The organism is Microbacterium sp. TPD7012 (assembly GCF_003075395.1).
Classification (GTDB): Bacteria; Actinomycetota; Actinomycetes; order Actinomycetales; family Microbacteriaceae; genus Microbacterium.
Genome location: NZ_QDFV01000005.1, coordinates 272,152 through 298,361, shown reverse-complemented (window position 1 = coordinate 298,361; position 26,210 = coordinate 272,152). Strand labels below are relative to the sequence as shown.

General features: G+C 70.2%; 25 protein-coding genes. 8 read left to right on the top strand and 17 right to left on the bottom strand.

Annotation, left to right across the window (positions count from 1 at the left end; all coding sequences use genetic code 11):
• Positions 1-7 precede the first annotated feature (7 nt).
• Positions 8-865 carry a class II fructose-bisphosphate aldolase gene (locus tag DC434_RS15740; RefSeq protein ID WP_116636244.1) on the top strand — a complete coding sequence of 286 codons (858 nt, stop codon included), beginning with the start codon at positions 8-10 and terminating at the stop codon, positions 863-865.
• The gene (locus DC434_RS15735; RefSeq protein ID WP_116636243.1) at positions 862-1,638 is read left to right on the top strand and encodes a DeoR/GlpR family DNA-binding transcription regulator; all 777 of its coding nucleotides are present in this window, start codon (positions 862-864) and stop codon (positions 1,636-1,638) included. Before DC434_RS15740 ends, DC434_RS15735 begins: the two co-directional genes overlap by 4 nt.
• 75 nt (positions 1,639-1,713) lie before the next feature.
• Here DC434_RS15735 and DC434_RS15730 read toward each other — a convergent pair whose 3' ends face one another.
• From DC434_RS15730 to DC434_RS15705, 5 genes are all read right to left on the bottom strand, one after another.
• Positions 1,714-2,397, bottom strand: a complete 684-nt coding sequence (locus DC434_RS15730; RefSeq protein WP_207769984.1) for a CAP domain-containing protein — start codon at positions 2,395-2,397, stop codon at positions 1,714-1,716.
• Positions 2,398-2,815: 418 nt separating this feature from the next.
• Positions 2,816-5,341 carry a CHAT domain-containing protein gene (locus DC434_RS15720; protein WP_116636240.1) on the bottom strand — a complete coding sequence of 842 codons (2,526 nt, stop codon included), beginning with the start codon at positions 5,339-5,341 and terminating at the stop codon, positions 2,816-2,818.
• A gap of 81 nt (positions 5,342-5,422) precedes the next feature.
• Positions 5,423-6,982 carry a S8/S53 family peptidase gene (locus DC434_RS15715; RefSeq protein WP_116636239.1) on the bottom strand — a complete coding sequence of 520 codons (1,560 nt, stop codon included), beginning with the start codon at positions 6,980-6,982 and terminating at the stop codon, positions 5,423-5,425.
• A gap of 57 nt (positions 6,983-7,039) precedes the next feature.
• Entirely contained in the window at positions 7,040-7,495 is a 456-nt protein-coding gene (locus DC434_RS15710; protein ID WP_116636238.1) for a hypothetical protein, read from the bottom strand.
• Entirely contained in the window at positions 7,492-8,118 is a 627-nt protein-coding gene (locus tag DC434_RS15705; protein WP_243408968.1) for a sigma-70 family RNA polymerase sigma factor, read from the bottom strand. Before DC434_RS15705 ends, DC434_RS15710 begins: the two co-directional genes overlap by 4 nt.
• Positions 8,119-8,208: 90 nt before the next feature.
• On the opposite strand from DC434_RS15705, the gene DC434_RS15700 reads away from it, so the two are divergent.
• Positions 8,209-8,427: a hypothetical protein gene (locus DC434_RS15700; protein WP_116636236.1), complete on the top strand. Its 219-nt coding sequence runs from the start codon at positions 8,209-8,211 to the stop codon at positions 8,425-8,427.
• Positions 8,428-8,448: 21 nt separating this feature from the next.
• On the opposite strand, the gene DC434_RS15695 is transcribed toward DC434_RS15700, so the two are convergent.
• The gene (locus DC434_RS15695) at positions 8,449-9,753 is read right to left on the bottom strand and encodes an MFS transporter (RefSeq protein ID WP_116636235.1); all 1,305 of its coding nucleotides are present in this window, start codon (positions 9,751-9,753) and stop codon (positions 8,449-8,451) included.
• A 74-nt stretch (positions 9,754-9,827) separates the two neighbouring features.
• On the opposite strand from DC434_RS15695, the gene DC434_RS15690 reads away from it, so the two are divergent.
• Complete coding sequence (locus DC434_RS15690) at positions 9,828-10,418, top strand: helix-turn-helix domain-containing protein (RefSeq protein ID WP_116636234.1); 591 nt, start codon at positions 9,828-9,830, stop codon at positions 10,416-10,418.
• An 18-nt stretch (positions 10,419-10,436) separates the two neighbouring features.
• On the opposite strand, the gene DC434_RS15685 is transcribed toward DC434_RS15690, so the two are convergent.
• The 11 genes from DC434_RS15685 to DC434_RS15635 form a co-directional block, all read right to left on the bottom strand.
• On the bottom strand, positions 10,437-11,123 hold the full coding sequence (locus DC434_RS15685; RefSeq protein ID WP_116636233.1) for a molybdopterin-dependent oxidoreductase: 687 nt from the start codon (positions 11,121-11,123) through the stop codon (positions 10,437-10,439).
• Between the two features lie 51 nt (positions 11,124-11,174).
• Complete coding sequence (locus DC434_RS15680; protein ID WP_243408967.1) at positions 11,175-12,281, bottom strand: aromatic acid exporter family protein; 1,107 nt, start codon at positions 12,279-12,281, stop codon at positions 11,175-11,177.
• A 137-nt stretch (positions 12,282-12,418) separates the two neighbouring features.
• Positions 12,419-13,105: a hypothetical protein gene (locus tag DC434_RS15675; protein ID WP_116636231.1), complete on the bottom strand. Its 687-nt coding sequence runs from the start codon at positions 13,103-13,105 to the stop codon at positions 12,419-12,421.
• On the bottom strand, positions 13,105-14,022 hold the full coding sequence (locus DC434_RS15670) for an ABC transporter ATP-binding protein (RefSeq protein ID WP_116636230.1): 918 nt from the start codon (positions 14,020-14,022) through the stop codon (positions 13,105-13,107). The genes DC434_RS15675 and DC434_RS15670 overlap by 1 nt, the downstream gene beginning before the upstream one ends.
• Positions 14,019-14,426 carry a GntR family transcriptional regulator gene (locus DC434_RS15665; protein ID WP_116636229.1) on the bottom strand — a complete coding sequence of 136 codons (408 nt, stop codon included), beginning with the start codon at positions 14,424-14,426 and terminating at the stop codon, positions 14,019-14,021. The genes DC434_RS15670 and DC434_RS15665 overlap by 4 nt, the downstream gene beginning before the upstream one ends.
• A 265-nt stretch (positions 14,427-14,691) precedes the next feature.
• Positions 14,692-15,402 (bottom strand): FCD domain-containing protein, encoded by a 711-nt coding sequence (locus DC434_RS15660; RefSeq protein ID WP_116636228.1) that lies wholly within the window; start codon positions 15,400-15,402, stop codon positions 14,692-14,694.
• A 33-nt stretch (positions 15,403-15,435) separates the two neighbouring features.
• Complete coding sequence (locus DC434_RS15655) at positions 15,436-16,878, bottom strand: APC family permease (protein WP_116636227.1); 1,443 nt, start codon at positions 16,876-16,878, stop codon at positions 15,436-15,438.
• A gap of 50 nt (positions 16,879-16,928) precedes the next feature.
• On the bottom strand, positions 16,929-17,708 hold the full coding sequence (locus tag DC434_RS15650) for a carbon-nitrogen hydrolase family protein (protein ID WP_116636226.1): 780 nt from the start codon (positions 17,706-17,708) through the stop codon (positions 16,929-16,931).
• A 114-nt stretch (positions 17,709-17,822) separates the two neighbouring features.
• Entirely contained in the window at positions 17,823-18,329 is a 507-nt protein-coding gene (locus tag DC434_RS15645; protein ID WP_116636225.1) for a helix-turn-helix domain-containing protein, read from the bottom strand.
• A gap of 22 nt (positions 18,330-18,351) precedes the next feature.
• Positions 18,352-19,974 carry a polyketide antibiotic transporter gene (locus DC434_RS15640; protein ID WP_116636224.1) on the bottom strand — a complete coding sequence of 541 codons (1,623 nt, stop codon included), beginning with the start codon at positions 19,972-19,974 and terminating at the stop codon, positions 18,352-18,354.
• Entirely contained in the window at positions 19,974-20,963 is a 990-nt protein-coding gene (locus DC434_RS15635; protein WP_116636223.1) for an ABC transporter ATP-binding protein, read from the bottom strand. Before DC434_RS15635 ends, DC434_RS15640 begins: the two co-directional genes overlap by 1 nt.
• Before the next feature lie 89 nt (positions 20,964-21,052).
• Between DC434_RS15635 and DC434_RS20375 the strand changes: the two genes are divergently transcribed.
• The 4 genes from DC434_RS20375 to DC434_RS15615 all read left to right on the top strand — a co-directional run bounded on the left by DC434_RS20375 (position 21,053) and on the right by DC434_RS15615 (position 25,950).
• On the top strand, positions 21,053-22,429 hold the full coding sequence (locus tag DC434_RS20375; protein ID WP_243408966.1) for a methyltransferase: 1,377 nt from the start codon (positions 21,053-21,055) through the stop codon (positions 22,427-22,429).
• Positions 22,430-22,737: 308 nt separating this feature from the next.
• Positions 22,738-24,075, top strand: a complete 1,338-nt coding sequence (locus DC434_RS15625; protein ID WP_243408965.1) for a glycine betaine/L-proline ABC transporter ATP-binding protein — start codon at positions 22,738-22,740, stop codon at positions 24,073-24,075.
• Positions 24,075-25,037, top strand: a complete 963-nt coding sequence (locus DC434_RS15620; protein WP_116636222.1) for a proline/glycine betaine ABC transporter permease — start codon at positions 24,075-24,077, stop codon at positions 25,035-25,037. The genes DC434_RS15625 and DC434_RS15620 overlap by 1 nt, the downstream gene beginning before the upstream one ends.
• The gene (locus DC434_RS15615) at positions 25,030-25,950 is read left to right on the top strand and encodes a glycine betaine ABC transporter substrate-binding protein (protein ID WP_116636221.1); all 921 of its coding nucleotides are present in this window, start codon (positions 25,030-25,032) and stop codon (positions 25,948-25,950) included. Before DC434_RS15620 ends, DC434_RS15615 begins: the two co-directional genes overlap by 8 nt.
• Positions 25,951-26,210: the final 260 nt, after the last annotated feature.

Below are 26,210 nucleotides of genomic sequence, written 5' to 3'. Positions count from 1 at the left end.
ACCCTTCGTGACCCTCGTCTCCGCCCGCGAACTCGTCTCCGCGGCATCCGCCGCCGGCACCGGAATCGGCGCGTTCAACGTCATCCACCTCGAGACGGCAGAGGGGCTCGTGCGCGCGTCGGCGCTCGCGCAGCTTCCGGTCATCCTGCAGATCTCGCAGAACTGCGCCGACTACCACGGCGGGCTCGAGCCGGTCGCGCTGGCCGCGCTCGCGATCGCCCGGCGCGCGCAGACGCCGGTCGCGGTGCATCTGGATCACGCCGAGCGTCCGGAGCTCGTCGACGAGGCGATCGCCCTCGGGTTCGGCTCCGTGATGTTCGACGGCGGTGCGCTCCCCTACGACGAGAACGTGGCGCTCACGGCGGAGGTCGCGGCCCGGGCGCATGCGGCCGGCGTCTACGTGGAGGGCGAGCTCGGCGAGGTCGGGGGCAAGGATGGAGCGCATGCGCCCGGTGTCCGGACCGACCCCGACGAGGCGCAGGCCTTCGTCGCCGCGACCGGCGTCGACGCCCTGGCCGTCGCCGTGGGCTCCTCGCACGCCATGACCGACCGCACCGCCTCGCTCGATCTCGATCTGATCGCCCGGCTGCGCGCCGCTCTGCCCGTGCCGCTGGTGCTGCACGGGTCGTCGGGGGTGGCGGATGCCGTGATCGCCGCCGCGGTGCGCGCGGGGATGACGAAGATCAACGTCTCCACGCATCTCAACGGATTCTTCACGCGCGCGATCCGCGAGAAGCTGGCCGCCGACGAGCGGCTGGTCGACTCGCGGAAGTACCTCGCGCCTGCGCGCGACGCCCTCGCCGCCGAGGCCGCGCGGATGCTGCGTCTCTTCGCGCTGACCGGGAGCGATACGGTGGCGGGATGAAGAGGGCGGCGCGGCTCAACGCGATCCTCGATCTGCTCGCCGAAGCCGGCGAGGTCACGATCGATGAGCTCGTGGACCGGTTCGGGGCGTCGGCAGCGACCACGCGGCGCGACCTCGACAGTCTCGCCGAGCAGCGGCTGCTCACCCGCACGCACGGCGGTGCGGTCGCGCAGACCGTCGCGTACGAGCTGCCCATCCGCTACAAGAGCCACCTGCGCGCCCATGAGAAGGCGAGCATCGCACAGGCCGCCGCCGCGCTCGTCGCACCGGGAACCGTCGTCGGGTTGTCGGGCGGCACCACGACCACCGCGATCGCGGCGGCTCTCGCCGCCCGTGACGATCTCGCGGCGAACGGCGGCATCACCGTCGTCACGAATGCCGTGAACATCGCCGCGCAGCTCGCCACGCGCCCCGACATCAAGGTCGTGGTGACCGGCGGGGTGATCCACTCGCGCAGCTACGAGCTCGTCGGTCCCTTCGTCGAACAGCTGCTGCGGGGTGTGCGCCTCGACATCGCCTTCATCGGGGTCAACGGGATGGATGCCGACGCCGGAGCCACCACGCAGGATGAGCGCGAGGCCGCCGTGAACCGGATGATGGCCGAGCGCGCTCGCCGCGCCGTCGTCGTCACCGACGGCAGCAAGCTCGGCATCGTGGCGTTCGCCGCCGTGGGCGGGGTGGATCTGTTCCCCACCGTGATCACCGATGCCGGAGCGGATGCCGACGTCGTCGACGCTCTCCGCGAAGCCGGACACGAGGTACTGCTCGCCTGAGCCCTCGCGCGACAAGGGCCCGAGGCCGCGTGGCCCCGGACCCTCGTTGCACGTTCCTGAGAAGAGCGCTGACCGTCAGGAGCGGCCGAACACCTGCGTCCAGTAGATGCCGTACGAGCCGCCGTGGCCGATGCCGACTCCCATCGTCGTGCTGCTGCAGTTCAGGATGTTGGCGCGGTGCCCTTCGCTGTTCATCCAGCTCGACATCACGTCCTGCGCCGTGCTCTGACCCGCCGCGATGTTCTCGCCGCTTCCGTCGGAGTAGCCGGCCGCCTCGAGGCGATCCCACGGGGACCGGCCGTCGAGTGACGTGTGACTGAAGTACCCCTGATCCGCCATGTCCTGGCTGTGCGCGCGAGCGACCTCCGCGAGGACGGGGTTGACCGTGACGGCCGCGCAGCCGGCTGCAGCGCGCTCGACGTTGACCAGCCGCAGCACCTCGGCCGCCGCGGCGGAATCGGCATCCGTCGCCACCGGAACCGGCGCCGGTTCCGGTGCGGGTTCGGGCGCGGGTTCCGGTGCGGGTTCCGGCTCAGGGGTCGGTGCCGGTGCGGGCTCCGGGACAGGGGTGGGTGCCGCCGTCGGTATCGGCGTCGGCGTCGGTTTCGGTGCCTGGGTCGGTGCGGGCTCCGGGGTGTGCGTGGGCTGAGCCGTCGGCGCTGCCGTCGGTTCGGCGGAGTGCGCCGCTGCCGGCGTCGCGACGCTCTGGGTCAGGGAGTAGTGACCGCAGAAGGTGGTGATCACGAGGAGAGCGCTCACGACGCTCCACCACGTGCTGTGACGACGAGCATGATCCGTCAGTCGTTGGAAAAACATGGAACCTCCATGCCGGCGCAGTATGCGTATAGACGTAGGCGGGGATATGTGTCCGGGGGTGCGCCGACCTTTTTACCCTAGGTGCAACAAACCCCTGCGCGAAGAAATGTGAAGATCCGGCGGCACGCAGAAGGGCCCCGGCGTCCCCAGATCGCCGAGGCCCTGCGAGAGCGCCGCGGCCTCCCAGCCGCGGCGCTCCCAGAGCAGAGGGTGTCGTGTCGGATCCGCGCTCCCCAGCGAGCGGATGTCCCCAGCCGACTGCGCCTCCTCGCACCTCACACCTTCGAGGTCCTTCGCATGGCACCTTCTGAAAGACAGGAGCGCCCCGCATCGGTTCTGATACATCGAATGGAGAAAAAGGTCAGAATCCGTTCCCGTGGCATTGGAACGGCGCTCGCAGGCCGGTGGAGTCGGATGCCGTGGCCAGTGCGACCGCAGGAGCATCGCCCCCGGCGATCCCGGCATGCACGGCGCCGAGCAGCTCGCAGGCGACGTCGTCGGGCACGGCCACCGGGGCGGCGATCACGCACTCCGCCCCCGCGTGCAGCCAGACCCGCGTCATCCCGAGGGCTTCCTCGCCCCACCGGATCGATGAGCGGCCGAGCTCGCACGCCGAGAGGATGACCGTGCTCGGCACGCGGGGGATGAGGTCGACGTCGTAGCCGAACAGCGTGCCGTCGGTCAGCTCGAAGCCGGAGAACAGCGGGTTGTCGACGGCGTGCCGACCGTGGGCGGCGATGTGCAGCAGGTCGACCTCGGCGGCGAGGGCTGTCACGGCGGCGACCGTCGCGTCGGGTCCCTCGAGGATCCCCGTGGCGTCCGCAGGCCAGGCGCCCGCCGCCCGACGCACCTCCTCGCCCGCACGAGGAACCCGCGGACCCGCCGCGAAGCCGACCTGCGCCGAGCGGGCACCGCGACCGAGCGCACGCAATTCAGCAAGAACTTGCTCGCCATCGCCCGTGGGGGCGGATTCCGGGAGTCGGACGCGAGTTCGGACTGAATCGTGAACGGCCCGCCAGCGTGACACCGACGTCGCCAGCGTGAAGGCGACGCCGACCATGCCGGGCAGCATCGCCCAGGGCACGCCGCCCAGCGCGCCGGGTACCGTGATCACGAGCTTGTCGGCGTCCACGGCGGCACCGCGCGCGGGGGCGAGGAGCTCGGCGTCGAGCAGCCGCAGCCGTGCCGCGAGCGCCCGTTCGGTCACCGGACCCATCACGCCGCCGCGCGTGAGTGCGGCCATGTCGAGGTCGGCGCGCAGCCCGTCGAGCGCGGCGCGTACGCGCGGCCAGGAGAGGCCGACGACCGTCGCCCCGGACGCCGTCACCACGACGGCGAGCAGATCGGTGCCCGTGAACACGTACGAGAGCACGGCGGTGTCGCCGGAGAGCGAGGCCGTCGCCTCGGCCAGCCCGAGCCGGTCGCGGGTGCCGCCGGACCGCGTCGTCGCCCATTGCCGCTCGCGCACGCGATCGCGCAGACTCCGCACTCGGGCGTCGGTCGTCCAGTCCTGGCCGGCGAGCTCGGCGCGCAGCATCCGCAGTTCCGCGAGGTCGACCGCGAGGTCCTCCTCGTGCGGCGGGCGCACCGGCGCGACCTGCTGGCTGAGGTGCCGCGCCCGCTCCGACCACTCGAACAGCACCGCTGGATCGCCGAGGCGTGCGGCGGCGGAGAGCCCCGCGAACATCAGGTCGCTCCCGTGCATCGCGATCGATGCCTGCAGGTCGAGCGCGCCGAACGACCGCTGCCATGCCGTGAGCAGGTCGAGACCCTCGGCCGCGGCACGGAGCGCATCCCGGTCGCGTCCCGCTGCGGCGGCCCGAGCCGCCCGCACCTCGTGGGCGTGCAGGCGCAGGGGGGTCGGTGCCGCGGGGTCGACCCGCGGCATCCGTCCTGTTCCGTCCCGTCGCGCGCTGAGTCGGAGTCCTGCAGCCTCGGTGCGGAATCCGCTGCGCTCCAGCGTCTTCGCGACGCGCACGAACTCCGCGGCGCCGGGAGGCTTCCGGGGCCGTGCCCGCTGCTGCGCCTCGAGCCGCACGGCCTCGGCGCGCGCGGCCCACGCGTGGTTGTCCAGCGCCGTGAAGCGTCGCAGGGCCGTGTGCGCGGCCCGCTCCGCGGCGGCCGGATCGTGGCGCAGGAGCGACCGCGCGCGATGGAACTCCGCCTCTCCGCGCGCCTGGCGCATGCGCTGCGCCCCGAACTCGCGGGCGACCTGCGCGAGCAGCGTCTCGGCCTCGGTCGTGAGGCCGGCGTCTCGGAGCACCTCGGCGCGGTCGAGGTCGCTGATCGCCGCGGCGAGATCGCTGGTCGCAGCGAGGGTCGGACGGGAGCGTGTCATGAGGGTCAGCGCGGTGACGAGGTCTCCGCCGAGCAGGGCCGCATAGCCGAGGTTGTGTCGCGCTTCGGCGAGGGGCTCCGCCGCATCGGCGGCTTCGTACACGGCGACCGCGCGTCGGAGGTCGGCGGTGCACGCGTCGAGCTCGTGCCGCTGCATCCGGACCACAGAGCGGTTCATCAGGCAGTTGGCGAGCTCGATCGTCTCGGCGCCGACGGCCGTGAGTGCGTCGATCGCCTGCGTGAGCGTCGTCTCGGCCTCTTCCAGCCGACCGGCGTGCGAGAGGAGGGTGCCGAGCTGACCGCTGAGCACCGTGATCGTCCCGGTGGTCAGGCCCGGGCGGGCGAGCGCCGCGCGACACAGCTGCTCGGCCGCGGCCGGCTCACCGGTCTGGCCGAGCACGTACGCGATCGTCCCGTCGATCCGGGCCCGCAGATCGGGGTCGTCCGTGCGCGCGGAGGCCGCGTCGAGCGCACGCCGCGCCTGCGTGAAACGTCGGGCGTTCGCCGCTTCGACGCCGCGCCGGTGCAGCTCGCTCGCGGACAGGGGCATCCGTCCAGGATGCCGTGCGCCGAGGTTCGGCGGAAGAGCGCGGGCGCCCTGCGTACCCCACGCCGAGCGGATGCCGCGGCGTCAGTCCCGATCGACCGGGGCGGGGAGGCTCTTGAGCACGGCCGCCACGGCCGCGGCGGCGGCATCCGTCTTCACTCCTTCGACGGGCACGGTGCCGAGCTGTGCTGCGATGCGCCCGGCGACGTACGGGGCGGCGAACGAGGTGCCGCTCCACACCGCGAAGCCCCCGCGGTAGTCGTCCGGATCGAGAGTCTCGCGGCGGAGACCGTCGAGGTCGGCCCTCGAGGTCGCCTGTTCGCCGCCGACGAAGGCGGGGGACGTGCTCACCACGGACGCCCCCGGGGCATAGGTCTGCACCCACGGGCCGACGTTGGAGAACAGGGCGACCGACTGCGCCGACGGGTTGAGCGCGCCGACCGAGACGTGCGGCGCCGCGTCGTCGGGACGGATGCCGTTGTCGGATCCGGGCCACGGCCAGAGGGACGCGGGGAACGACGGACGGTCGATCGCGTCGTTGCCCGCCGAGCACACGACCACGCAGCCGAGCGCGCGGGCTGTCGCCAGCAGCGCGTACAGCGTCATGCTGAAGAGTCCGTCGGTCGGGGTCTCGTGGTAGTACCCGAGCGAGAGGTTGAGCACGTCGATCGGGAAGCCCGTGCTCGGATCCGCGCGATGCCGGCGCAGCAGCTCGACGACCTGGGAGACGGCGATCAGCAGGGCGCTCTCATCGATCACGCCGAGGGCTCCGGCGACGCGCACCGAGAGGATGTCGGCATCCGGCGCCGCCTGCCGAACGATGCCCGCGATGAACGTGCCGTGACCCGAGACGGCATCGATCTCGCCGTCGAGCTGACCGTACAGATCGGGGTAGCGCTCCGGATCGGCGTCATCGGTCAGGCCGACGGGCACGCCGTCGAGCTCGACCTGACGGGTGACGATGTCGGCGGGCAGCCAGGCGTGCTCACCGCAGCCGGTGTCGAGCACCGCGACGACCGGTCGCCGACCGCGCTTCGGGTCGGGCCCGCGCTGCGGAGCCGGTCCCAGCCAGCTGACCGGCTGCCGTGCGCCGCGACCGGGTTCGAGGTAGTCGTCGCTGCCGCCCGCTCCGGCGCCGCGGATCGGGTTGGTGCGCGTGAACGGGTTCGTCCGCGTGAACGGGTTGGTGCGCGTGAAGGGGTTGAGCCCGACCGGGTCGATCGACAGCACGTGCTCGAGGCTCGTGCGCGGCATCGTCGAGCGCGACATGCGTCGCGCGCGCTGCAGCACCCGCCAGGCGTCGGGTGCGACGGGCGATTCACCGCGGCTCGGCTCGTCGGGTGTCGTCAGGTACGCGCGCCGGAATCCGGGTACACCGGGGACGAGATCGACGGTCCTCCGCGCCTCGGATTCGATCTCGAGCTGCCAGCCGAACGTGTCGGCGGCATCGCGGAGCGTGCGCACCTCCTGGTCGTACGCCTCCTGATCGTCATCGGTCCGCGTGATCAGCAGCCGCTGCGGCAGATAGGCGGTGGGGAACGCGCGGATGCCGTCGACGGGCTCGAGGCTCGGGTCGAGGGCCGTGCCGCGACGCACCGACCCCTCCGCGCGGTCCTGCCAGGTCCATCCCTTGGGCTGCTCCATGGATCATCCTCTCCGTGCGGGTCGCCCCGCGGTGTCATCGACGGGCAGCGCCCGTGCTCACAGCTCGAACTGCGGGGTCGCCAGCGTGCGCGCCGCGTCGCCCTCGCCCGTCGTCAGTCGCACGCGGGTGAGACCGGGCGGCACCTCGTCGAACACGAAGCGCCCGGTCTCGGCGGGTGACGTCGACACCGACCTCTCCCCCTGGGTCAGGACGATCTCGGCGGTGGCCGTATCGACCCAGCCGTCGACCCTCCGTCGCCCCGTCGCCGTCGTCGTGACGTGCAGCAGGATGCTGGTGGTGCCGTCGCTGAACTGCAGGGTGAGGGCATCCGCGTCTCCGCGCACGGCGCCGAGCTCACCCTCGACCAGGGTGAGGAGCGCGTACTCCCGCGTGAGGCCGTCGGCGGCGACCGCGGCCACCATGCGGTCGATCAGATCGGCGGGCATCGGGTCGACCTCGCGCCAGAGCGTGCGCAGGCGGGCGAAGACCTCGGCGTCCTCGTGGTCGCTCATGGGAGTCCTCCCGTCTTCGGCGTCGGAGGTGCGTCCAGCAGGGCGCGCAGCTTGGCGAGGCAGCGGTTGCGAGTCGGTCCGATGCTGCCGACCGGCATCCCGAGGTCCGCCGCGATCCGTGCGTAGTCGGGCCGGTCGTCGAACGCGATCACGCGCAACAGCCGCTGGCAGCGTTCCGCAAGGCGCTGCACCGCCGACCAGAGCCGGCGGTTCTCGTCGCCGGTGGCCGCGTGTTCTTCGGCGGACGCCTGCTCGGGGAGCAGGGCATCGAGGTCATCGGCATCCGTCGTGTCCACGCGGCCGTGCGCCTTGCCGACCTTCCAGGCCTCGCGTCGCGCCGTGGTGGTGAGCCAGGCCGACACCGCCCGCGGGTCCGCGATCGAGCCGTGCCCGCGCACCAGCTGCAGCCAGGTGGTCTGCACGGCGTCCTCGGCGAGCGTGCGCTCGAGCCCGTAGGCGCGCACGACGTGCCAGAGCACGGGCGTCATCAGACGCACGAGCTCGTCCATCGCGTGACCGTCGCCCTCGCGCCATGCGTCGAACAGGTCTGCGGCTCGCTCCCAGCGTGCAGGGCCGCCGCCCGATGCAGGATCGAGAGCGGCGCCGGGTGCACCGTCGATCATGAAGCCCATTGTGATCACACCTACCAGGAGCACGGCAAGAGCATCCTGATACATGTCCGCGTCCAAGAATTCCGTCGCTACGGTGGAGGAGTGATCCCCCTCGCCATCGTGCTCTTCCTCAATGCCGCCTTCAATGCCATCGTGTGGCCGCAGTTCTACAAGCGGGTCGCGAGGGATCCGCGTGCGCGCGACGAGAACGGCAAGGCGACGACGTTCCTCACGGTGCACGTCGTGCTCATCTCGATCGCCCTCGTGCTCGCGCTGGTCTCGGTGCTGCTCGGCATCGCGGCCCTCACCGGCGCGCTCTGACCGGATCGCGACCGAGGCCCGTCAGGCCGATTCGTACTGCTTCGCGTGCGCGGCCCACTGCGACTCGACGGGCAGCGCGCGCAGCGCCCGGTTGCCCAGGGCGAGGGCGACCGCGACGAGGCAGAGCCCTGCGCAGATGAGGAGCGTCCACTCCCGCCCGAGCCAGCTGAGGCCGAAGCCGGCGATGAGCGGCGCGAGCGGCAGGGCGCCCATGCCGAGCACGCCGGCGGCGCTGTTCGCCCGCCCGAGCAGGTGGGTCGGCGTCGCGACCATGAAGTAGCCCATCATCCCGGCGTTCAGGGCGGGGAGCATCAGCACCGCCGCTCCCAGCACCACGACGATCGCCCAGGGTTCGGTGACCATCGAGAGGACGACGGAACCTGCCGCCGCGGACGACAGCCCGATGATCGCCAAGACCCCGGCCCGCACCCGGGGCACGAGCAGCGGGGCGACGACAGCGCCGGCGAGCATGGCCGCGCCGACCGCCGCGGTCATCCCGCCGATCAGGATCTCCGGGTATCCCTCCTGCTGCAGGGAGTAGATGACCGCCGTGGTCGCCGCGTTGAATCCGAGGTTGATGATCGTGATGATGAGCAGCACGCCGCCGAGGTCGGGGCGGGACATCAGCCACCCGAAGCCCTCGCGCAGCTCGGCCCAGGCGTTCGGTTTCGCCTTCGCCTCGTCCGCGCTCGCGGAGGTGTCGCTCTCGGCTCCGGCATCCACGATCCCGGCGCGGCGCGCCTCGCGGCCGAGCATCCAGGCCGTGACGGCGGCGACCAGGTGACAGAGGGTCATCGCGACCCCGACCAGCCACCCGCCGACGCCGAGCAGGAGTCCGCCGATCGGGCCGCCGGCCAGTTGCAGCGCGGCATCCCGGCCCTGATTCGCGGCCTGCGCGCGTCCCATCGCCTCATCCGGCACGATCTCCTTGATCGCGCTCTCGCCGGCGACGTCGAACAGCCCGCTGCGCGCGGCGAGCAGGATGTCGATGACCAGCAGGGAGCCGAAGGTGAGCGCATCGCCGAGGGCGAGGAGCGTGAAGCCGCCGGCGAGCACGATGCCGATCAGCGACCCGAGGATCATGAGGGCGATGCGGCGGTGACGGTCGGCGAGGATGCCGCCGGCGAGGGTCATGAGGAGCCGGGCGACCATGCCCGCTCCGCCGATGATGCCGGCCTGCGCGGGGTCGTTCGTCACGATGAGCGCGAGCAGGGGGATCGCGAAGCCGAAGAGGGACGCGGCGAGGCCCTTGCTCGTATCGCTCACGAGCCACGTGAGATAGCGGCGATTGCGCCAGAGGCGGTGCGGGGCGCTCGTCGTGCTCATGATCCGAGGATAGATGTGCAAGAACACTTGCGCAAGTTTAATTGCGCAAGTTTGGGTGCAGGTATGATCGGGACATGGCGGCGGATGCGGTGACGGGATCGGACGAGGATCCGCAGTGGATGACCTCGGCGATGCTGAAGGCGTACTCCCACCCGCTGCGGCGCCGCATCCTGCGACTGATCGCCCGCCGCGAGTTCATCCGCGCGGCCGATGCCGCGGCCGAGCTCGCTGTTCCGGCGAACAGCGTGAGCTTCCACCTGCGCACCCTCGCGGATGCCGGCCTCATCGAGGAGGCGCCGGAGAAGGCGCGCGACCGCCGCGACCGGGTGTGGACCGCTCGGAAGGGGGCGCTCAACGTCGGCGGCCCGGAGAGCCCCGTCGCCGACGAAGCCCTGGGCACCGCGGTGATCGCGGCGCTCGCCGACGATCATCAGGAACTGATCCGGCGCGTGATCGCCTGGACGCCCGAGTATGTCGCCGGCCGGACGACCGAGATCCATGCCGCGTTCACACAGCGCACGATCCGACTCACCGAGGCTGAGTTCGACGACGTCATGGTGAAGATCCACGAGGTCCTGTCGGCCGCCGACGAGGCGCACGACGACGAGGATCCGGACGGGCGGTTCTGGCAGATGGACCTGATCGCGGCAGACGACACGATCTAGCGGCCGCTCGCTGCCTCCCTAGCGTTCGGCACGCGGAGCAGGAAGCCGCGCCACGAGGCGGTACAGCGGTCGGGTGAGCCACGACGGAAGGTGGCGATGCCGCTCCTCCTGCCAGACGCGAGCCCTGTCATGCGGGTGGACCGCCCGAAGCGCACGCTGCACGCTCCGCCGCGGGTGGAAGACTGCTTCGGGTTCGTCGACATGCAGTTCGATGCGTGTCAGGTGCTTCGTGTTGATGTACCCGTACTGGTCGGGGCTGACCAGTCGGACGGGGGCGCCGTGCTCCGGTGCGAGCGGCTCACCGTCGAGCCGATCGGCGAGGAGCACGTTCGCGCCGACGGCATCCTCCCGCCGCACGATGGAGCGGTACCCGTCCGCTCCGACGAAGACGAGGAAGGCGATGCGTCCGCCGTCGGCGGCCTGCGGAAGGATGAGCTGGTTCAGCACGTCTTCGAAGCGCCATCCCTCCCACCTCAGGCCCGTCGCGGACCAGCCCGCGACGCAGTGGAAGTCGGCGTCGATCGATGCGCGAGGCAGCGATCCGAGGGTGGCATCGGAGACGGCGGCTGCTCCCGTCACAGCGCCGGTGATCTCGATGTCGATCTCGGATGCCGTCACCGGAGGAGGCGAATGCAGGTCGATGCCGAACCGGGGAAAGCCGATGACGGCGCGCTGTCCCGGCGGCAGCTTCGTCGGCTGTGGCATCCGAGCGCTCCCTTCCCTCTGTCGTGCGTCCATTCAACACCGACACATCGGTCAGTCGTCGTGGTTCCTCGCTTCGCCTCCGCTGAGGATGAGGATCCGGCGCAGGTGCATCGCCGTGAGCACACCGGGACCCATGGAGCTGCGCACGTCGAAGGTGCGGTCGTCGACCTGCTCGAGCAGCAGACGGATGGCGCGCGCCGCCTCGCCGCGGTCCCGATGACTCTCGCTCGACGAGGGATCCTCCTGCGCGATCACCTCCGCGACCGCGTGACAGGCGGCCGACAGGGGCTCCGGCAGGGTGGGGTCGAGCGGCAGGGCGGCCGGACGATCCCAGATGGTGTCGGCCGTGGCATCCGAGATGTCGCGGATGAGGTGCGCGACCCGGTCGAGGGTCGCCAGCTCGTCGTGGATGTGCTGCGTGTCACCGCGCCGACCCCACGCCCGGGGGTTGCCACGCCGGCTCTCGTCGGCCTCCGCGAGCTCGGAGCGCAGTTCGGCGGCTGTGTCCGCGAGGGAGGCGGCATCGTCGGCCCACTGCTGGTGCTCGGGTGGCCATGATTCCGACACCGCGGAGCCGATGTCGTGCAGGTGCGATCCCAGCTGTGCGCGGAAGGCATCCACCCGTGCCTCCGCCGCCTTCGTGAGGGGAGCGGGGGCGATCAGCACGTTGACCAGCAGCCCGATCACGACGCCGACCGCCATCTGCGTGAGGTAGCCGAGGGAGTAGTCATCGGCATCCTGTCCGCCGACGACGAGGACGAACAGCGCCGCGATCGGCACGTACTCCCGTCCGGCGCCGAACCAGCCGGTGCCCGACAGCAGGACTCCGACGCCGATGACGAGCGGGACGGTCCACCAGGTTGGGCCGATCGTGAGGATCACGAACGTCGCGAGGCCGATCCCGGTCGCGAGTCCGAGCAGCGTCTGCAGGCTCGTCTTCGCCGAACCCATGAGGGTCGGGTACATGCTCACCAGGGCACCGAGGGGTGCGTAGTACGGGTACTCGTCGGTGACCCCTGGCATATGCGGCGCGATCGTCCAGGCGAGGCCGACGGCGAGCGTCGTCTTCGCGACGAAGAGCAGCCGCGCCGGGAGCACGGCCTCGCGGAGGGAGCGCGCGATGCCGGATCGGCGCGTGCGCAGGGGGGAGGTCTTCACGTGCAGCGACGCTAGTCGTCGGCATCCGCCGCGGACACCCGGTTGCATCACGAGCCGATGGCAGGTAGCGCGTGCCGCCTGACACGCCGACGCCGGCCGCCCCGAGGGGAGACCGGCGTCGGACGGATCGATGCGGATCAGGGGATCGTCCGCCGGAAGGCGAGGAACGAGACCGCCGTGAGCACCGCGGTGACGACGAGACCCCAGAGCGCGAGCCCGAGCGCGCCGAGGTCCATGATCCCCGCGCCCACGTGGTTCCACAGGTCCAGTCGCGTCACCAGGAACACCAGGCCGATCAGCGCGAGAGAGAGCGCGACGCTCACGATGATGAGGACGAGCTGACCCCAGCTCTTGTAGATCGTCGCCCCGGTGAAGCCGAGCACGAAGAAGAAGAGCGCGAGGGTGAAGAAGACGACGAAGGCCCCGCCCGGACCTGCATTCCACAGCCACGGCAGGTAGAACAGGTAGCCGTTGACGCCGTAGCCGTTCGTGGCGACCTCGATGCCGCCGCCGATCAGGAACAGCACGCCCATGAGCGCACTGGCGAGGATCGCGGTGAGCAGCGTGCCGAAGAAGAACTCCCGACGGGCGATGCTCATCGCCTGCGAGAACGGGAAGGTCAGGGTCATCGCCGACATCCCGATCGCGAAGAAGTACCAGAGCGGAGCCTGGCCTCCGCCGCCGTACTTCGGGGTGTCGACCGGGATCATCGCGTAGATCAGGATCGAGATCAGGGTCGCCGCCGCGAGGATCATCAACGGGTACCAGACGAAGGTGCCCTTGTTGATCAGCTGCAGGCGGATGACGTTGATCGTGCGTCGCATCAGCGGACCTCCTCTTTCGTGGTGGTGTCTGTGGTTGCGGAGCGGGACTCGGCCTTCTGGGTGAGTCGGACGACCAGCTGCTGCAGCGAGACCGGAGCGAGGTCCAGCCCGGATGCCGTGACCTCGGCCCGCTCCTCGGCGGAGAGTCGCCCGAGCACGGTGACGGATGCCACGCGGCCGAGAGCCTCACGGTGCAGCACCTCGCGGCCGGAGACCCAGGCGTCGACCTTGGCGGCGTCGCCCACGACGGTGACGGCGCGCTCGCGGACGGCATCCGTGTCCTCGTTCAGGAGGATCTGGCCGTTGTCGATCACGATGACCTTCTCGATGAGGTTCGAGACCTCGTCGATGAGGTGCGACGACAGGATGATCGTGCGCGGGTGCTCGGCGTAGTCCTCGACGAGGCGGTCGTAGAAGATCTGCCGGGCGACGGCGTCGAGCCCGAGATACGGCTCGTCGAAGAAGGTGATCTCGGCGCGGGAGGCGAGACCGATGATCACGCCGACCGCGGAGAGCTGACCGCGGGACAGCTTCTTGATCGTCTGCTTCATGGGCAGCTGGAACTCGGAGACGAGTTCGTCGGCGAACGCCTGGTCCCAGTTCGGGAAGAACAGGCGCGCCGCCTTGAACGCGTGCTTCGGGTAGGCGTCGTCGGGGTACTTCTGACTCTCGCGGACGAAGCAGATCCGGCCGAGGACGTGCGCGTTCTCATACGGGTGCTCGCCGAAGACCTTGACGGTGCCGGAGGACTCGAAGTTCTGCGCGGTGAGGATCGACATGAGCGTGGTCTTGCCGGCGCCGTTGCGGCCGAGCAGGCCGTAGATGGCGTCTCCCTCGATGCTGAGCGAGACGTTGTCGAGCGCTCGCTTCTCCTTGTAGCGCTTGCTGAGGTTCTGCACCTCGATGACGGCGGTCATGCGGGGGTCTTCCCTTCTGCGATGGTGGCCGGGGTCTCCCGGGTCGTCTGTGCGGCGCGCTGCCGGAGCAGAGCCGCGAGGTCGTCGGGGCTGAGGCCGAGCGTGCGGGCCTCAGCGAGGAGCGGGTCGATGTAGCGGTCGGCGAATGCCGAACGGCGCTCGCCGAGGAGCAGATCCCTCGCTCCGTCGGCGACGAACATGCCGATGCCTCGGCGCTTGTAGAGCACTCCCTTGTCGGTGAGCATGGCGACTCCCTTCGCTGCGGTGGCGGGGTTGATCCGGTAGAACGAGGCCAGCTCGTTGGTCGACGGCGCCTGGGCCTCCTCGGCGAGGGAACCGTCGACGATCGAGTCCTCGATCTGTTCGGCGATCTGGAGGAAGAGCGGCTTGCCTTCTTCGATCACGAGTCCTCCGCGGGGTTGGTGGGTTACTTACATGAGTAACTAACCATAGAACCCGGCGGGGTGTCAACCCCTTCCGCGTCGCGGATCATGTCGTCGGCCGGGCACGACTTCGGAGCAGGCGACTGCACGACTTCGGAGATTCCCCGCGGCGCGCCGACACGGCGACCGGTCGGTCGGCGTGTCGCGTCCGGACTCCGAAGTCGTGCACGGCCGGCGGATGCCGGGGGCGAGGGGCGACGGCCGGCGGATGCCGGAGGCGGGGGCGTCAGGTGCGGGGGAGGCCGACGTACATCGAGGCGTGCAGCTCGGCGACGTGGTCGAAGGCGAGGCGGCTCGCCGTGGCGGCATCCTGCGCCCGAAGGGCGTCGACCAGGCGGGCGTGCTCATCGTTCGAGGCGCGGAGGTAGTCGATCCGGTACGGGATGAAGTACGCGTAGAGCTCGTGGGACACCCGGTGGTGGAGCTCGGCTGCGCCGCTGACACCGGATGCTTCGGCGAGGGCGGCGTGGAAGGCGCTGTCCGCGGTACGGAAGCCGGTCCAGTCCGCCGCGCTCCGCATGTCTTCGACCAGCGCGTCCATGCGCGCCAGCGAGACCTCATCCGGACGCGTGCTCACGAGGGCTGCGAGCCCCGCCTCGATCGTGGCGCGCTGATCGATGAGCGCGTGAACGTGCGCGGCATCCGCTCGGTACGCGTCGATCTCGACCACGGTGCCGACGGTGGGGGCGTCTGCGATGAACGTGCCGCCGGCGTGACCCGGACGTCGCACCACGACGCCCTCGTCGCTGAGCAGTCGATAGGCGCGTCGCACCGTCATCTCGCTGACCGCGAACGCCCGTGCCGTGTCTTCCGGCCCGGGGAGGCGCTGCCCCGGGGAGAGCATGCCGAGCTCGACGGCGAGTGAGATCCGCGCCCGAACCGTGTCGACAGCGGTCGTGCGGCGGATCGAGCCGAGGGCGGGGGAGGCCAGGTCCATCGCACTCCCCCGTCTCGTGTCGGTCGGCGCGTTTCAGTCCGCCGTGGTCTCCTCGACCGGCTGGGTGTCGAGTCGGAAGCGCCTGCCCAACACGATACCGATGGCCATGGCCGCGACGGGAATGAGCGCGAGTGCGACGCTCACGGCGACGCTCCCGCCGGTCACGAGTGTGAAGTTCGACAGCACCAGCCAGAGTGCGAAGGCGAGTCCGACGACCGAGAGGATCGGGAAGACCCTCGCGCCCAGGGAGCGTCCGGCGACGAGTTCCGGACGGCGGACGAAGAACACCAGCACCGCGATCGACGTCGTCAGCATGAGCAGCACCATGCCCACGGTGGCGACGCCGGCCATCGAGCCGAACACGCCGACCAGCGGATCGAGCCCGAGGAGCGCGAGGATCGCGAGCAGGACCGCAGCGGTGATCGTCTGCACGACCGACGAGAACGCCGGCGAGTGGTGCGAGGCGTGGCGGCGGCCGAGTCGCGCGGGGAGCACGGCTTTTTGCGCGAGCGTGAACTGGTAGCGGGCGATCACGTTGTGGAACGACAGCACGCACGCGAAGAGGCTCGTGATGAGCAGCACCTGCACGACGTCACGCAGGATCGGGCCGAGGTACTGCGTCGTGGTGTCGAGCAGCAGGTTGCCCTCGCCGGCGAGCGTCTGCTGTGCGACCGCGACCGCGTTGCTCGCTCCGACGCCGGTCACGAGTGCCCAGCAGGAGATGGCGTAGAACACGCCGATGATGATCACGGCGAGATAGGTCGCACGCGGGATGGTCTTCTCCGGGTTGCGGGCCTCGTCGCGGAAGACGGCCGTGGCCTCGAAGCCGATGAACCCGGTGAGGGCGAAGAGCACGGCGACCCCGATGCCGCCCGAGAAGACGTACGACGGGTCGAAGGTCTCCAGCGCGATGCCCTCGGCGCCGCCGGTCGCGAAGATGACCACATCGAGCACGACGACCACCAGGATCTCGAGCGCGAGCGCCACCCCGAGGACCTTGGCGCTCAGATCGATGTGGCGATACCCGAGCACCGCGACGATCGCCATCGTCGCGAAGGAGTAAAGCCACCACGGCAGGCTCGGGCCGCCGAAGAACGTGACGAGATCGTCGACCGCCCAGCCCATGTATCCGTAGATGCCGACCTGGATCGCGGTGTAGGCGACCAGGGCGGTGAAGGCGGAGCCCAGTCCGAGTCGCGAGCCGAGGCCCGCGGTCACGTACGAGAAGAACGCGCCGGCCTCCTTCACGAAGGGCGTCATGGTGACGAAGCCCACGGAGAAGACGAGCAGGATGACGGCGGCGAGCGCGAAGCCGATCGGCGCCCCTGGTCCGTTGCCAGCGCCGATGGCGATGGGGACGTTGCCGCCGATGACGGTGAGGGGAGCGGCCGCGGCGATGACCATGAAGACGATGGCGCCGGTGCCGAGCTGGCCGTCGAGGCGCTGTCGCGGCTCGACGAGAGGGGAGACGGTCATGGTGTCGCTTTCGCAGAGGGTCCGGTGGCGGACGCGGAAGGGGAGGGCGTTCAGTAGAGCTCGGGTCGACGGTCGGCGAGGTACGGGTTCTCCTGCCGGGCTCGCCGGGTCGCATCGGGATCGATCGTGGCGATCATGAGGCCGATGTCCGTCGCGCCGAGGGAGGCGAGCGCCTCGCCGTCGGGAGCGACGATGCTGCTGCGTCCGACGTAGGTGAGATCGCCTTCGACGCCGACGCGGTTGACATAGATCACGTGGATCTGGTTCTCCCACGCACGTACCGGGATGAGCCGCTCGGCGATGTGCGCGAAGGGCTCCATCTGCGCGGTCGGCACGATGACGGCATCCGCGCCGCCGATGGCGGCCCGACGCACGGTCTCGGGGAACTCGACGTCGTAGCAGATCAACACCGACACCCGCACGCCATCGACCTCGACGATGTCGGGGAGCATGTCGCCCTGCGTGAACAGGCGGCGGTCGAGCGCGCCGAAGAGGTGGGTCTTGCGGTAGCGCAGCAGCTCGGTGCCGTCGCGGTCGACCATCACCAGGGAATTCGTGATGCTGCCGTCTTCGAGCGTCTCCGGGAGGCCGGCGACGATGGCGATCCCGCTGTCCTGGGCGATGCGGGTGATCCGGTCGATGAGGCCCGGCGTCGCCAGCGGTGCCAGGCGGTCGCCGATGTTGTAGCCCGTGACGAACATCTCGGGGGTGACGAGGATGCGCGCGCCTCTCGCAGCCGCTTCGCCGGCGGCCGCGGCGACGACGGCGAGGTTGGCATCGACATCGCCGGGCGTGCCGTGATGCTGAAGTCCGGCGATGGTCAGGGTCATGCGATGCTCCTCGTGCGTCGATGCACCTATCAAACAGCTCAAAGTGATCTATTTGGTGTCCATTGTGTTTCGTTCGCGTGTCATCCGCAAGGGCCTGAACGCAGAACGGGTCGCTCAGTCCGTGATGTCGCGGCGCAGCGCGCGCCACTCCTCGACGATCTGCGGCATCCGGGCGGAGAGGTACCGGAAGAACTCGGCGAGCTCGACGGCCCGGTCCTGAGCGCCCGGGTCGTCGTCGTGTTCGGCGGCGATGTCGTCGATGTACCCGGCGAGGCTCGTGTAGACGGGCACGTTCCCGGCCATCGAGCTCGCGAAGGTGTCGTGCACGAACTCGTAGCGGTCGCGGCGATCACCCGGCGAGGAGCGGCGCTGGATGAAGTGCAGCCGCTGCAGGTAGCGGACGGCACCCGACACCGCTGCTGCCGAGACCCCGAGCCGGTCGCCGATCTGGGCGGCCGTGTAACCGCCGTCGGGGGCGGCGACGAGAGCCATCATCACGCGGGCCGGCATGCGTGACATCCCCGCGGCCGTCAGCATCGCCGCGGCCTGCTCGGCGGGACCGATCGCGCGGTGCACACCCGTCGCGGACGCCGCCGCATCCGCCCTCTCGTCGTCCGCCATCACGCTTCCCTCGTCCGCATGCTCAGCCGCCCGTCGCGAGCTCGCGGCGTCGCATGAGCGAGAGGGATGCTGCGAGTCCCGCGCCCACGGCCAGCACGAGCCACCAGAGTCCGCGCACATCCACGCCCTCGCCGTCGACCACCGGGGTCACGGCGAACGGGGAGATGTTCGCGGTCCACTCCGGGAGGCCGAACAGGGGGCCGAACATCCCGAGCATGGTCGCGACGAGCACGAGGGTCCAGGCCACGCCGATCGTGGCGCGCGGCACGAGCACGAACACCAGCGCGGTGAGCACGGTGAACACCGACGCGGCGATCGCCTGCCCGAGTCCCGCGACCGCGACGATCCGGTAGAGCGAGTCGTCGGCATCCGTCGCCCGGATCCCGGCCCAGCCAGCCAGGACGGCCGCGGCGACGACGATCAGCACGGCGATCGTGCCGACGATTACGTAGTCGGCGAGCCAGCGGACGCGACCGACGGGAGTGGACAGAACGGCTTCCGCCGTGCCGCGCGCCTCCTCCTGCCGCGCGCGCACGACCGTCTGCACGGCGCAGCACGCGGCGAGGATGCCGAGCAGCGTGAAGAACACCGTGATCACGACCTCGTCGAGCCCGCCGGTCGCCCCGCCGATCTTCTTCAGGATGTCGGCGACGGCCGGGTTCTCGCCCGAGATCTGGTCGACGAGACCGCTGAGGGTGGTGGCGAGGATGCCGGTGACCGCTCCGCCGACCGCCCAACCGACGATCGCGCCCGACGTGAGCCGCCAGACCAGCGCGTGCGGAGAGGCGAGGCCGGATCGGGCCGAGATCCGACCGGGACGCTCGGCTACGAAGCTCGCATCGATGTCGCGCATCGACTGCAGCACGACGGATGCCGTGGCGAGCACGAGACCGAGGCCGAGGCCGAGGAAGACCGGTCCCACGAGGTCGGCGTCGTAAGGCCGGGTCTGCTCGGCCCAGGCGAAGGGCGAGATCCACGCGAACCAGGCGCTCGTCATCCCGGAGAGGTCGTCGTTCGGCGTTCCGGCCGCGTTGCCGAGGCCGCGGATGAGGAACGTCGCCACGAGCACCCACACGGTCAGGGAGTTCGCGCCACGGGAGGTGCGCATCAGCTGCGCCGCCAGCAGCCCGATGCCGAGGAACGCGATGCCGGTGGCGCCGGCCGCGGCTCCGGAGAGCAGCGACCCCCCTGCCGGTAGGCCGGTCGCGAGCAGTGCCAGAGCGGTGAGCACGGCGAGCACGAGATTGGCGAGGATGCCGTGCACGATGGTCACGATCGTCGGCATCCGTCTCCCCGCCGGGGTAGCCCAGACGAGCTCCGAGCGTCCCGCCTCCTCGTCTCCGCGCGTGTGCCGGACGGCGAGGAACGTGCTCATCAGCGCCGCGAGCAGCGCGAGCCAGGGCAGGATCTCGAACGCCAGGAACGCTCCCTCCGACGTGCCAGACGGCAGCCCGCGGAACATCAGGATCACCGGGTTCGCGAGCGCCGCGGCCAGGATGTTCTGCCGGTCCTCGAGGGTCGAGTACGACTGGGTGACGCCGGCGTATCCGGCGCCCGCCATCGCCGCGGTGCCGAGGATCCACAGGGTGAGCTGGAGCCAGTCGCGCCGGATGCGCTGCCGCAGCAGCACGCGGAAGGTCGACATCACGCCTGCTCCTTCGCGCGGCGCGCGCGGCGGGTCTGCGGCCGGGCGTCGTCCGTCGGGCCCTCCTCCGCGGCTTCGAGCGCCGCGAGGTCGTCGCCGTAGTGGCGGAGGAACAGCTCCTCGAGCGACGGCGGCGCGACGCGGAGGTCGCTGATCCCGAGGGCCGCGAGCGCGGGAAGAACGGCCGCGGTGCGATCGCTGTCGACCGTGACGCGGATGCGGTCGTTCTGCACCGTCGGATCAAGGACGTCGGGGATCCCGGCGACCTGGTCGAGCGATATGCCGGATGCGGTGAACGACACGTCGCTGCGGGTGAGATGCCGCAGCTCGGCGAGGGTGCCGCTCTCGACGATGCGGCCGGCGCGGATGATCGACACCCGGTCGCACAGCTGCTCGACCTCGCTCATGATGTGGCTCGACAGCAGCACGGTCGCGCCGTTCGCATGGGCTCGGGCGACCTCGCGCTGGAAGATCACCGCCATGAGGGGATCCAGGCCGCTGGTCGGCTCGTCGAGGATGTAGAGATCGGCGGGCACCGCGAACGCGGCGATGAGGGCGACCTTCTGCCGGTTGCCCTTCGAGTACGCGCGCCCCTTCTTGCGCGGATCGAACTGGAACGCGTCCATGAGCCGCGTCTTCTCGTGCTGGTACGCGGCATCCTTCGTGTGCGCACCGCGCAGTCGGGCGAGCAGATCGACGGCTTCACCGCCCGAGAGCGTGGGCCACACGCTGACGTCGCCGGGCACGTAGGCGATACGGCGGTGCAGGTCGACGGCGTGGTTCCACGGGTCCTCGCCGAACACGGCCGCTTCGCCGCTCGTACGCCGTGCGAGACCGAGGAGGATGCGGATCGTCGTCGACTTCCCCGCGCCGTTCGGGCCGAGGAAGCCGTGCACCTGTCCGTGCTCGACGATGAGGTCGAGTCCGTCGAGGGCGTGCACGTGACCGTAGTGCTTGGTGAGGCTCCGGGTGTCGATGACTGTGGTCATGGCGGCGACGCTACGCCCGTTTCACAAAGTTGTGAATAGTGCGAAAAAACGCATGCGGAATCCTTACGGGCGCCGCGTACAGTGGGCTGGTGCCGGAGTTCCCCTACAGTCGCCTGCGCCGCCGGCCGGATGTCGAAGCGGAGAACCTCCAGGCGCACGACGTCACTGACATCCTGCTCGTCGAACGGGCGCTCGCGCTCGGGCTTCCCGGCTCCGAGATCGCCGTGATCGGTGACGACTACGGCGCGATCACCCTGGCTCTGGCGGATGCCGGGCGCCACGGCATCCGCGTGCATCAGGACCTCGCGACCGGGCGCCGGGCGCTCGCGCTCAACGCCGAGGAACTCGGACTCTCGGGGTTCGTCGCGGGAAACGCAGACGAATCGGCATCCCCTCGGGGTGTCGATGCCGGACGCGCCGCCACCGCTCCGAATGATCTGGGTTCTCCGGCGCTCTTCGCCTCGCACGATCTCGGCCCCGAACTGCTCACCGGTGCGCGGCTCGTGCTGCTGCAGCTGCCGAAGTCGCTCGCCGAGCTCGAGGAGATCGCGGATGCCGTCGCCCGCTGGGCCGCGCCCGACGTCGTGCTCGTCGCCGGGGGTCGCGTGAAGCACATGACCCTCGGGCAGAACGAGGTGCTCGGCCGCCGTTTCGCGCACGTGCAGGCCGAGCGAGCCGAGCGGAAGTCGCGGCTCGTGGTCGCCTCCGAGGCCCTTCCGGTGCCGGTCGAGCCGCCGTTCCCGGTGACCGCCGCGCACGACGGACTGACCCTCGTCGCCCACGGCGGCGCGTTCGCCGGTCCGCGCCTCGACATCGGCACGCGGGCGCTGCTGGAGGTGCTCGGACTCAGTGGTGCACAACTCAGCAAGAACGACGGGGCTCGGTCGGAGAAGCGGCCGAACGGGGCCGAGCACGACAGTTCTGGCGGAGTTGTGCACGGGGGTGCGGCCCTTCGACAAGCTCAGGGGCCCAGCGCTCAGGGACCCAAAGCTCAGGGGCCCGCGGGATGGGTCGCTGAGCCCGTCGAAGCGTCGCGGACTGTGATCGACCTCGGGTGCGGCACCGGTGCGCTCGCCGCGTCGTGGGCGCTCGCGCACCCCCAGGACCGGGTCGTCGCGACCGACCGGTCGGCGGCGGCCGTGGCCTCCGCTCGCGCGACCGCCTTCGCGAACGGCGTCGCCGACCGCGTCATCGTCATGCACGACGACGCCGGATCCGAGCTCGCGGATGCGAGTGCCGACGTCGTGCTGCTCAACCCGCCGTTCCACCTCGGAACCAGCGTCCACACCGGTGCGGCGACCCGTCTGTTCGAGGCTGCCGCGCGCATCCTCCGCCCGGGCGCGGAGCTCTTCACGGTGTTCAACTCCTCGCTCGGATACCGTGCCGAGCTCGCCCGGATCATCGGGCCGACCGAGCAGCTGCACCGCACGTCCAAGTTCACCGTGACGCGCAGCATCCGTCGCTGAACATATGACCAATCCCCCGGTCAGCAGGGGAAACCCGGACGGTCCTGCGGCCACGGATTTGCCCCTGATCAGCCATTTCGTTACGTTGGTCTGTGGGTCTTCTGGCCCGAAAGACCAGTCCGCGACCACGTCCTTCTTTCGATGAGCTGTGCTGCGAAGAGGCGTGGACGTACGGTCGATGCTCTCTGCGGCGGATCCGAAATCCGCTGCCCGTGCCGCCACAGCAGTCATGTCGAACGGCCTCGTGAGGATCACCCGGGCGTAACCGAAGCAGGCTCAGCCGCCCGAGGCCGAGCCGCGGGGGAAACGTGTCCGAAATCGCTCTTGAAGCGCGCAATCTGTTCAAAGTGTTCGGGAAGAATCCGAGCCAGGCTGTCCGTCGTCTGAAGGCCGGTGAGAGCCGCACCGCCGTCGATGACGCGGGCACGGCAGCCGTCATCGACGCGAGCTTCACCGTCAACCGCGGTGAGATCTTCGTCATCATGGGCCTGTCCGGTTCCGGGAAGTCCACCATCATCCGGATGCTCAACGGTCTGCATGACGCGACCTCCGGCACCGTCACGGTGAGCGGCGAACCGATCACCGGCATCCCGGGATCGCAGTTGCGCGAGATCCGTCGTGATCGCATCTCGATGGTGTTCCAGCACTTCGCGCTGCTGCCGCACCGCACCGTCGCCGCGAATGTGGCCTACCCGCTCGAGCTGAAGGGCGTGGGCAAGGCCGAGCGTCTCGCGAAGGCCGAGGAGATCCTCGCGCTCGTCGGGCTCGAAGGCCAGGGCGACAAGATGCCGTCCGAGCTCTCCGGCGGCATGCAGCAGCGCGTCGGCATCGCCCGTGCGCTCGCCGCCGACAGCGACATCCTGCTCATGGATGAGGCGTTCAGCGCGCTCGACCCGCTCATCCGCCGCGAGATGCAGGAGCAGCTGCTCGAACTCCAGGAGAAGCTCCAGAAGACGATCGTCTTCATCACCCACGACCTGAACGAGGCCATGTTCCTCGGCGACCGCATCGCCGTGATGCGCGACGGCCGCATCGTGCAGATCGGCACGCCCGAGGACATCCTGATGGACCCGGCGAACGACTACGTCGAGCAGTTCGTGCAGGACGTCGACCGCGCTCGCGTGCTCACCGCCGCGAACGTCATGGAGCGTCCGCGCCCCGTGGTCCCCGAGACGGCCGGCCCCCGCACCGCGCTCCGCCAGATGCGCGACGCCTACATGTCGGCGACCTACGTCGTCGGCCGCGACCGGCAGCTGCTCGGCGTCGTGACCGACCGGGATGCCGTGAAGCTCGTGCGCTCCGGTGCGACGAGGCTCGACTCGGTGCTCAAGCCCGTGCTGCAGAGCGTCCGCGAGGACGAGGTCCTGATGAACCTGTTCGTTCCGGCGGTCGAGTCGCCGCTGCCGCTGGCGGTGACGGATGCCGAGGGCCGGCTCGTCGGCGTCATCCCGCGCGTGACCCTGCTCGCCGCCCTCGGCCCCGGGCCGGGCGCCACCGAGGAGATCATCCTCCCGCTGATGCCCATGCCGCAGGCGGAGATCGACGCCGTGCTCGACGACGGATGGACGGCCGAATCCCCGGTCGTTGACTCTTCGGCAAGCTCAGTGACCGATGAAACGCAGAACACGATCGAGGAGGTGCGCTGATGGATGGTTTCCGCATCCCCCTCGGCAGCTGGGTCGAAGCCGGAGTCGACTGGGTCAAGGTCAACCTCGACGGCCTGCTCGACGTCGTCTCGTTCGTGGTGACGTTCCTCGTCGACGGACTCACCTCGCTGCTCCTTCTCCCCTACTTCTTCGTCGTGATCGCGCTCGCCGCGCTCATCGCGTGGACGGTGCGCTCGTGGCAGCTGGCGATCGGCACGGTCGTCTCGTTCACGCTGATCGTCGCGATGGGCCTGTGGGTCCCCGCGATGCAGACGCTCGGCCTCGTGCTGGTCGCCGCACTCGTCGCCGTCGTGATCGCCGTGCCGCTCGGCATCTGGTCGGCGCGCAACGCCACGGTCCGCGCGGTGCTCAAGCCCGTGCTCGACTTCATGCAGACCATGCCCGCGTTCGTGTACCTGATCCCCGCGATCGTGTTCTTCAGCATCGGCGTCGTCCCCGGACTCGTCGCCACGGTCATCTTCGCGCTGCCTCCGGGCGTGCGACTGACCGAGCTCGGCATCCGCGGTGTCGACTCCGAGACCGTCGAGGCCGGGCAGGCCTTCGGCGCGAAGCCGGGGCAGATCCTGCGCGGCATCCAGCTTCCGCTCGCGATGCCGACGATCCTCGCCGGCATCAACCAGGTCATCATGCTCGCGCTCTCCATGGCGGTCATCGCCGGGATGGCGGGAGCAGACGGGCTCGGGAAGATGGTCGTCGAGGCGATCTCGACCGTCAACATCGCGAAGGGTGTGGAGGCCGGTCTCGGCGTCGTGCTGATCGCCGTCTTCCTCGACCGCGTCACCGCCGCGCTCGGCACGCTCGGGCAGAACCCGGCATCCCTGCTGGCGTTCCTCCGCCGTCGCGGGGCGCAGCGTCAGTCGGATGCCGTCGCCGCGGCATCCGACCCCGTCGCCGAGGGGCCGGAGAAGCCCGTCGAAGAGAAGGAGCTCCAGAATGCGTAAGCGCAGGATCATCACCATCGCGGCCATCGGCGCCGCGGGAGCACTCGCCCTCAGCGGCTGCGCGAGCGACGGCGCGGGCGGCACGATCGAGCTCGGCGGAGGCGGCAGCGCCGGCGGCGGAGGTGACAAGGGCACCATCACGCTCGGGTTCCTCCCGTCGTGGACCGACGGCCTCAGTACCGCGTACCTGCTGCAGGACCAGCTCGAGAAGATCGGCTACGACGTCGAGCTCAAGACGCTCACCGAGGCGGGCCCGCTCTACACCGGGCTCGCGCAGGGCGACGTCGACCTGTTCCCGTCGGCCTGGCCCGAGGTCACGCACGCCGAGTACATGAAGACCTACGGCGAATCGATCGAGGACCTCGGCACGTATTACGACAACGCGCGGCTCACGATCGCGGTGCCGGAGTACTCCGAGCTCGAGACGATCGACGACCTCGCGGGAGCTGACCTCGGCGGCAAGATCTACGGGATCGAGCCGGGTGCCGGCCTCACCGCGCAGACGCAGAAGATGCTGCCGGAGTATGGTCTCGACAGCCAGTACGAGCTCGTCACCTCCTCGACCGCGGCGATGCTCACCGAGCTGAAGTCGGCGACCGAGAAGAAGCAGGACATCGCCGTGACGCTGTGGCGTCCGTTCTGGGCCAACGACGCCTTCCCCGTGAAGGACCTCGAAGACCCCAAAGGCGCGATGGGCGAGGCCGAGGGCCTGCACTTCCTCGGCACGAAGGGCTTCGCGGACGAGTTCCCCGAGGCCGCCGACCTCATCTCGAAGATCGTGTTGGATGACGAGCAGTACGGCTCGCTGGAGGACCTGGTCGTGAACGAGTACGGCGAGGGCCGCGAGGCCGAAGCCGTCGACGCCTGGCTCGAGGAGAACGGCGACCAGTTCGACTGGGTCGTCAGCAGCTGACCTGAGGCGCAGCATCCGCTAGCCCACCCGTTGCGGAGGGGATCTCGCCGTCGGGCTGAGGATCTTGCCGGAAACCTCAGCCCGAGAGGGAGAAGTCAGCCCAAGCCCGCGGCTCCCGCGTCGCCTCCGGCATCCGGTCCGCACGCGTTGCGCAGGAGATCTCGCGGAATGGAGGAGGCATTCTCACGAAAGCTCCTTCATTCCGCGAGATCTCCTCCGTTCCGCGCGGCCGCAGCGCCCCGCGCGCCGCACCCCGAGCG

What these genes read in the sequence shown, in the direction of transcription:
- DC434_RS15670 (WP_116636230.1), bottom strand. Translation starts at nt 14,022, where the DNA reads ATGACCGCCGTCATCGAGGTGCAGAACCTCAGCAAGCGCTACAAGGAG.
- DC434_RS15655 (WP_116636227.1), bottom strand. Translation starts at nt 16,878, where the DNA reads ATGACCGTCTCCCCTCTCGTCGAGCCGCGACAGCGCCTCGACGGCCAG.
- DC434_RS15720 (WP_116636240.1), bottom strand. Translation starts at nt 5,341, where the DNA reads ATGCCCCTGTCCGCGAGCGAGCTGCACCGGCGCGGCGTCGAAGCGGCG.
- DC434_RS15690 (WP_116636234.1), top strand. Translation starts at nt 9,828, where the DNA reads ATGGCGGCGGATGCGGTGACGGGATCGGACGAGGATCCGCAGTGGATG.
- DC434_RS15695 (WP_116636235.1), bottom strand. Translation starts at nt 9,753, where the DNA reads ATGAGCACGACGAGCGCCCCGCACCGCCTCTGGCGCAATCGCCGCTAT.
- DC434_RS15660 (WP_116636228.1), bottom strand. Translation starts at nt 15,402, where the DNA reads ATGGACCTGGCCTCCCCCGCCCTCGGCTCGATCCGCCGCACGACCGCT.
- DC434_RS15715 (WP_116636239.1), bottom strand. Translation starts at nt 6,982, where the DNA reads ATGGAGCAGCCCAAGGGATGGACCTGGCAGGACCGCGCGGAGGGGTCG.
- DC434_RS15645 (WP_116636225.1), bottom strand. Translation starts at nt 18,329, where the DNA reads ATGGCGGACGACGAGAGGGCGGATGCGGCGGCGTCCGCGACGGGTGTG.
- DC434_RS15705 (WP_243408968.1), bottom strand. Translation starts at nt 8,118, where the DNA reads ATGATCGACGGTGCACCCGGCGCCGCTCTCGATCCTGCATCGGGCGGC.
- DC434_RS15710 (WP_116636238.1), bottom strand. Translation starts at nt 7,495, where the DNA reads ATGAGCGACCACGAGGACGCCGAGGTCTTCGCCCGCCTGCGCACGCTC.
- DC434_RS15615 (WP_116636221.1), top strand. Translation starts at nt 25,030, where the DNA reads ATGCGTAAGCGCAGGATCATCACCATCGCGGCCATCGGCGCCGCGGGA.
- DC434_RS15620 (WP_116636222.1), top strand. Translation starts at nt 24,075, where the DNA reads ATGGATGGTTTCCGCATCCCCCTCGGCAGCTGGGTCGAAGCCGGAGTC.
- DC434_RS15635 (WP_116636223.1), bottom strand. Translation starts at nt 20,963, where the DNA reads ATGACCACAGTCATCGACACCCGGAGCCTCACCAAGCACTACGGTCAC.
- DC434_RS15735 (WP_116636243.1), top strand. Translation starts at nt 862, where the DNA reads ATGAAGAGGGCGGCGCGGCTCAACGCGATCCTCGATCTGCTCGCCGAA.
- DC434_RS15675 (WP_116636231.1), bottom strand. Translation starts at nt 13,105, where the DNA reads ATGCGACGCACGATCAACGTCATCCGCCTGCAGCTGATCAACAAGGGC.
- DC434_RS15685 (WP_116636233.1), bottom strand. Translation starts at nt 11,123, where the DNA reads ATGCCACAGCCGACGAAGCTGCCGCCGGGACAGCGCGCCGTCATCGGC.
- DC434_RS15640 (WP_116636224.1), bottom strand. Translation starts at nt 19,974, where the DNA reads ATGTCGACCTTCCGCGTGCTGCTGCGGCAGCGCATCCGGCGCGACTGG.
- DC434_RS15650 (WP_116636226.1), bottom strand. Translation starts at nt 17,708, where the DNA reads ATGACCCTGACCATCGCCGGACTTCAGCATCACGGCACGCCCGGCGAT.